This window comes from Nocardiopsis chromatogenes YIM 90109 (assembly GCF_000341185.1).
In the GTDB taxonomy this organism is placed as follows: domain Bacteria; phylum Actinomycetota; class Actinomycetes; order Streptosporangiales; family Streptosporangiaceae; genus Nocardiopsis_A; species Nocardiopsis_A chromatogenes.
Genome location: NZ_ANBH01000119.1, coordinates 1 through 6,734, shown reverse-complemented (window position 1 = coordinate 6,734; position 6,734 = coordinate 1). Strand labels below are relative to the sequence as shown.

3 protein-coding genes are annotated in these 6,734 nt (G+C 76.8%); 1 reads left to right on the top strand and 2 read right to left on the bottom strand.

From position 1 onward, the window contains the following. Positions 1–206: 206 nt before the first annotated feature. The gene (locus tag D476_RS33090) at positions 207–3,224 is read right to left on the bottom strand and encodes a non-ribosomal peptide synthetase (protein ID WP_449289402.1); all 3,018 of its coding nucleotides are present in this window, start codon (positions 3,222–3,224) and stop codon (positions 207–209) included. Between the two features lie 158 nt (positions 3,225–3,382). Between D476_RS33090 and D476_RS0112370 the strand changes: the two genes are divergently transcribed. Beyond that, on the top strand, positions 3,383–3,883 hold the full coding sequence (locus D476_RS0112370) for a zinc ribbon domain-containing protein (protein ID WP_017624254.1): 501 nt from the start codon (positions 3,383–3,385) through the stop codon (positions 3,881–3,883). 59 nt (positions 3,884–3,942) lie between these two features. Here D476_RS0112370 and D476_RS0112365 read toward each other — a convergent pair. Then, on the bottom strand, positions 3,943–6,734 hold a 2,792-nt coding region (locus D476_RS0112365), incomplete at its 5' end, for an AMP-binding protein (protein ID WP_017624253.1).

Genomic DNA, 6,734 nt, shown 5'->3' with positions numbered 1-6,734 from the left:
GGGGCCCGTGCGGACGTCCGCACGGGCCCCGCGCCCGGCGGAACCGCCGATTTCGGCAGACCCCGCCGGACCGGCACCCACACCGTCGGCGGGTGGCTCGGCCCCACCCATACGCGAGCGATCCGCACCGGCATCGCCCCCACGCCCAGGAGTCACCCCACCACCAGCCGCATCCACACCGGGACCGCGCCCGACGGGACCACTCCCTACAGCGGGACCGGCGGGCTCGGGGCCGACACGGTCGCCGTTCGGGGCGGTCGCATCGGTCCGCGCCCGGGAGCCGTCCCTCCGGTCGGCTGGCGTCTCTCGCCTACCGTTCCCGTCCCCGGCCGGGACGGCGTAGCCGACCAGCATCGGCGCCCCCNNNCGGCGGCCGCCGCGACCTCCGGCCGTGCCGCCAACGCGGCCTCGGTCTCCTCCGGCTCCACCCGGAACCCGCGGATCTTGACCTGGTTGTCGGTGCGGCCGAGGAACTCCAGCAGCCCGTCGCCGTTCCACCGCACCAGGTCGCCGGTGCGGTACATGCGGGCGCCGGGCTCGGCGGCGTACGGGTCGGCGATGAACCTCCCGGCCGTCAGCCCCGGCCGGTTCAGGTAGCCGCGGGCCAGCACCCGCCCGCCGCCCGGCCCGGGCTCCTCGGCCAGGTACAGCTCCCCGGGCACACCCGGGGGCACCGGCCGCAGCCCGCCGTCGAGCACCCGGGCGCGCACCCCCGGGTCGGGGCGGCCGATGGGCACCCGCACCTGAGCGAAGTCGGGCGGGCACACCCCGATCGTCGCGTTGACGATGCCCTCGGTGGGCCCGTAGCAGTTGAACATCGGCCCGCGGGAGGCGAACCGGCGCACCAGCGCGGGCGGCACCGCCTCGGTCCCGGCGAGCACGGTCATCCCCGGCGGCAGGTCGGTGCCCTCGGGCATCGCCGACAGCAGGGCCGGGGGCAGGGCGGCGTGCGTGACGGCGCGCTCGCGCAGGAAGTCGGCCAGCGGCGGGCCGGGCACCCGCAGGTCGTCGGGGAGCACCACCAGGCGGCCGCCGCCGAGCAGGCCGATGCACATCTCCCAGAACGCCACGTCGAAGGCGGGCGACGCCGTCTGGGTGATCACCGCGCCGGGCCCGGCGCCGATCCGCCGGTCGGCGGTGGCGGCGAGCTTGGCGATCCCGGCGTGCGGGACGACGACCCCTTTCGGCGTGCCGGTGGATCCCGAGGTGTAGATGACGTAGGCGGCGTTTCCGGGGGTCAGCGGGGCGGTCCGGTCGGTGTCGGCCACCGGTTCCGGGGAGGCGTCGGCGATCTCGGCGGAGTCGCGGCCGTCGGGCACCAGCAGCGGCGCACCGGTCAGGCCGCCGACCCGCCCCGCCAGGTCGTCGCAGGCCAGCACGCACACCGGGGCGGCGTCGCCGAGCATGGTGGCCCACCGCTCGTCGGGGTGGGCCGGGTCCAGGGCCAAGTAGGCCGCGCCGGAGGCCATGACCGCCGCCAGGGCGATGATCAGCTCGGGCGAGCGCGGCACGGCCACGGCGACCGTCCGCTCAGGACCGGCTCCCCGGGCGATGAGCGCCCGGGCGAGGCGGTTGGCCCGGTCCCGCACCTCGGCGGAGGTGTATGCGGTGTCCTGTCCGTCGGAGCCCCGCCCTTCCAGCGCGGGGGCGTCGGGGGCGGCGGCGACACGGCGCTCGAACAGGTCGGGGAAGGTGGCGGCGGGCTCCTCGACCGGGCCGCCGGAGGACAGGGTCTCCAAGCGCTCCCGCTCCGCCGCGCCGGGCAGGGCCAGTCCCGCGACCGGGGCGCCGGGGTCGTCGGTGACCGCCCCGAGCAGGCCCGCCATCCAGCCGCCGATGCGGTCGGCGAGGGAGGCCGGGACGCGGTCCGGGCGGTACCCGAACTTCAGGCGCAGCCCGCCGTCGGGGGCGCCGCCGGGGATCGCGGCGGCGGACAGCGGGTAGTGGGTGGCGTCGGCGGCCCCGCGCACGCGCGCGCTCAGCCCCGGGACGTCCTGGGCGGGGTCGGCGCCCTCCAGCGGGTAGTTCTCGACGACCAGGAGGGTGTCGAACAGCTCGCCGCCCCCGGCCGCGGTCTGGATGTCGGCCAGGCCGAGGTGGTCGTGGTCCAGCAGGTGGGCCCGCTCGTCGCGCAGGCGGGTGAGCAGCCCGGCGGCGGTCTCGCCGGGCCGCAGGGCCACGCGCACTGGAACCGTGTTGATGAACAGGCCGATCATGGCGTCGGCGCCGTGCAGCTCGGGCGGGCGGCCGGAGACGGCCGTGCCGAAGACGACGTCGTCCCGGTCGAGCAGCCGTGCGAGGAGGAGGCCCCAGGCGGCCTGGAGGACGGTGCTGGGGGTGACGCCGCACTCGCGGGCCAGGGCCTCCACGCGCCGGGTCAGGTCGGCGGGAAGGTCGACGGTCACACCGTGCGGGGCGTCGTCCGCGGCGGCCGCTGCGTCCGCGGCGGTCTCGGCCCCGAGGGCGTCGGCTCCGGCGGTGTCGGCTCCGGCGGCGAGGGCCCGGCGCTCGGCCTGCGCCGCCTCGGTGATCCGGGTGGGCCCCGGCACCCCGGCGAGGGCCTCGGCCCAGGCCTTCTCGGCGGCGGCCGTGTCACGGGAGCCCAGCCAGGCCAGGTAGTGGCGGTAGGGGGCGGGCTTGGGCAGGGACGCGGCGCCGTCTGCGGCGTAGATGCGCATCAGGTCGCGCACCAGCAGCGGCAGGGACCACCCGTCGAGGAGGATGTGGTGGTGCGTCAGGACCAGGACGTGCCGGTCGGGGCCGGTACGGGCGAGCACGAACCGGATCAGCGGCGGCCGTGCGAGGTCGAAGCGGGCCGCCCGCTCGGCCTCCAGGAGGTCCGGGACGGCGTCCTCGGTGGTGTCGGTGTGCCGCCAGGCCGCGGGCACGGACTTGCCGACGAGGGCGGCGGGCTGGCCGTTGCGGCGGCGGCGGAACGCCGACCGCAGGTGCGGGTGGCGCACCAGCAGCGCGTCGGCGGCCCGGTGCAGCCGATCGGCGTCGAGGGGGCCGTCGAGGTCGAGGGCGACCTGCACGTTGTAGGCGTCGGCGGCGCCGTCGCCGAGACCGCTGTGGAACAGCAGCCCCTCCTGGAGGGGGGTCAGCGGGAGGATGTCCTCCAGCCCGGATGCGCTGCTCACTCGTGTCCGCCTTTCTGAAGCGTGCGTCGTACCGGGTCCGCCTGGGCGGACCGGAAGTCCTTGATGGAGTGGATCGCCGGTCATACCGGCGCCTCGGGGGTCCGGCGCGCGGGCACGTCCCGGTGGCCGATGGCCGGGGCCGCCGCCCGCGCTCCGATCGCGCCGTCCGGAGGTCCTCCCGAGGGAAGATGCCGGTCATGCCCGGTCACCGTTCGCCGAGGTGCGGACGGCGCGGAGACCCGGTGGCCTTCCGCCCGGCTGGGGCCCGTGAGCGGGGTACCTGCTGGGCCGCCGCCCACCGGGCGGCGAAGCCGCACAAGAGGGTCGCGCGGCAGCGCCGGGACACCGGCCGCACGTGGGCCGAGCGCGTCGCGGCCGACCACGACCGGATCGCGGTGGAGGACTTCGAGCCCTGGTGCCTGGCCAGGTCGACCGCGGCCCGCAAGGCGGCCGACGCCGCGATCGGCGCGACCAGGGCGGCGCTGATGGAGGTGGACCGCAAGCACGCGCGGGACGTCCGTCTCGTGCACCCTGGGCACACCACGATGGACTGCGCGGAGTGCGGAGCGAGAACCAGGCACGCACTTCCCCTTTCCGAGGGAACCTATGCCTGCACCGCGTGCGGGGCGGTGTCCCCCAGGGACAAGAACTCCGCGCGTGTGATGCCGGTCCGGGCGGGTTGGACCCCGGACGGTGTCGAGGGTGTGAGACCGCCCGGTCCGCCGGTCCGGGCGGCGGCCTGAGCCGTGAATCCCCGTGCACGCCGTGGAGGCCGGGATCGCCCCTTCAGGCGGGGAAGCCTTCACAGGTCCCACTCCGCTTCGAACTCTTCGATCTCGGACTGGTCCAGGCCCTCGAAGGCCATGTCGGACGGGGTCGCCCCGCCCGCGTCCGGGGTGCGGGCGTGGGTCGCCAGCCCCGCGAGCTGGGCCGTCCACTCCTCGGCCAGTGCTCGCACCTCCTCCTCGGTGAACAGGTGCTCCGGCCACGCGAACGTCGCCGTCAGCTCGGCCCCGCCGTCGCCCTCGCGCGTCGAGGCGATCACCTCGAACGCGTACCGCACCGGCGCGTCGGGGTCGGCGCCCGGAGGCAGCGCCCCCGTCTCGGGGGCGGGGCCCCACGCCTGGGACTCCGGGGCCGGTGCGATGCGCCCGAGGTTGTTGAAGAGCACCTGCGGCCGCGCCCCTCCGGCGAGCGCTGTCCCGGCCCCGGACAGGTGGCGCAGCAGGCCGTAGCCCGCCCCGCTCCCTGGGACCGAGCGCAGCTGCTCCTTCACCGCCTTCAGCGCCAGGCCCGCCTCCGGGCCGCCGGTGCGCGCCCGCTCCGGGTCGACGCCCGGCTCCAGGCGCACCGGGTGCACGGCGGTGAACCAGCCGACGGTGCCGGAGGTGTCCAGTCCCCCCGCGTCCTCCGGGTCGCGACCGTGCCGCTCCATGTCGAGCAGCAGGGGGAGCTGCGGTGCGGCGCCCGACCGGTCGGCCCTCCACTGGGCGAAGGCCAGGGCCAGCGCCGTGAGGAGGGCATCGTCCGGGCCCGCGTTGTACAGGGCCGGGAGTCCGCCCAGCACCTCGGCGGTGTCGGCGGCGCCGAGCCGGACCGTCGTCCGCCGCACCGTGGCGGCGGTGTCGCGCTCGGGGTCCGGTGACGGTTCGGGGACCTCGGCGGGCGCGGTGATGCGCTGCCAGTCGGCCAGCTCGGCGCGGCGCTCGGGGGACGCGGCGTCGGCGACCATCCGGCGGGCCCACGTCTCGAAGCTCACCGGGGGCGCGGGGAGCGCGGGCACCTTCTCCGCTGCGTCCTGCCAGGCCGCGGCGAGGTCGGAGCGCAGGACGCCCCAGGAGACCCCATCCACGGCCAGGTGGTGGACGACCAGGACCAGGCGGCCGGGGCGGGGGCCCCGGTCCAGCCACGCGGCCCGGAGCACGGCCCCGTCACCAGGCGAGAGGAGGGCCTGCGCCCCGCGCACCTCTTCGGCGGCGACGGCGGCCAGGTCGTCGCCGCCGATGCCGGACGCGTCCCGGCGGTGGAGAAGGTCCGAGGCGCGCACGTCCTCCGGGGCGGTGATCACGAGGCGGGGAGGCTTCCCGGCCGCCCTCACCGAGGCGGAATCAGAATCGGAGCCATCGCCGGCGACGGCTGTACCGGCGGTGCCGCCGGGGACCGCTGTTTCGGCGACGGCCGTGCCGTCGGCCCCATGGAGGCCCCCGGATTCGGCCCTGTCCGCGGCCTGCGCAGTGCCGTCGGCGGCGCCATCGGCCGCGGACCTGGCCGACGGGGCGCCGATCTCCGCCCGCGCGCGCAGCATCGGGTGGGCGTCGATGACCGCCTGCAGTGTCCGCTCGATCCGGGCGGCGTCGGCCTCCGGCGGGGTGTGCAGCACCATCGCCTGGCTGAACCTGTCGAACGGCCCGCCCTGCTCCAGCATCCAGTGCATCACCGGTGTGAACGGCACCTCGCCGGTGTCGTCCGCTCCCCCGGTGCCCTCCCCGCCGTCCGGTTCGGTCCGGCCGGCGACCGCCGCGAGCCCGGCGGGCGTCTGCTCGGTGACCACGTCGGCGGGGGTCAGCGCGATCCCGCGGCCCCGTGCCCGGCCGACCAGGGCGATCGCCTGGATGCTGTCGCCCCCGAGGGTGAAGAACCCGTCGTCGGCACCGACCGAGTCCAGCCCCAGGACCTCGGCGAACAGCGCGCACAGCGTCTCTTCGGCCGCATCGGCCGGCGCACGCCCTGCCCCGGCCCCGGGCAGCTCCGGCGCGGGCAGCGCCTTGCGGTCCAGTTTGCCGTTCGGGCTGAGCGGCAGCGCGTCAACGACCATGGTCTGGGCGGGCACCATGTACTCCGGCAGAGCCGACCGCAGCCCCGCGCGCAGGTCGTCCGGGTCGAGTGCCGCCCCCGGGCGAGGGACGGCGTACCCCGCGATGCGCGGTGCCCCGGAGGCGCCCCCGTGCACGGCGGCGGCCGCGGCGGCCACCCCGGGCAGGCGGGCCAGCGCCGCCTCGATCTCGCCCAGTTCGATGCGCAGGCCTCTGATCTTGACCTGGAAGTCGGTGCGGCCCAGGTACACGATGCCGTCGGGACCGCGCCGCACCAGGTCGCCGGTGCGGTACATGCGCTCGCCGGGGGCCCCGAAGGGGCAGGCCACGAACCGGTCCGCCGACAGGTCCGGGCGCCCCACGTACCCGCGCGCCAACTGCTCCCCCGCCAGGTACAGCTCCCCGGCGACACCGTCGGGCACAGGGGTGAGCGAAGCGTCGAGGACGTACACCCCCGTGTTCCACACCGGATGCCCGATGGGCACGGAGGTGTCCGCCGCCGATCCCGCATCCGGGCCCGGTTCCGTCGCGTCGAAGGCGGTGACGTCGACGGCGGCCTCGGTCGGGCCGTACAGGTTGTGCAGCTCCACACCGGGCAGCACCGACCGGAACCGCCCGGCCGTGTCCGCGCCCAGCGCCTCGCCGGAGGCGAAGACCCGGCGCAGCCCTGTCGGCCGTGCCGCGTCCGCCACGGCCGGGTCCTCCAGGAACGCCGTGAGCATGGAGGGGACGAAGTGGCAGACCGTCACCCCCTGGGAGCGCATCAGCTCCGCCAGGTAGG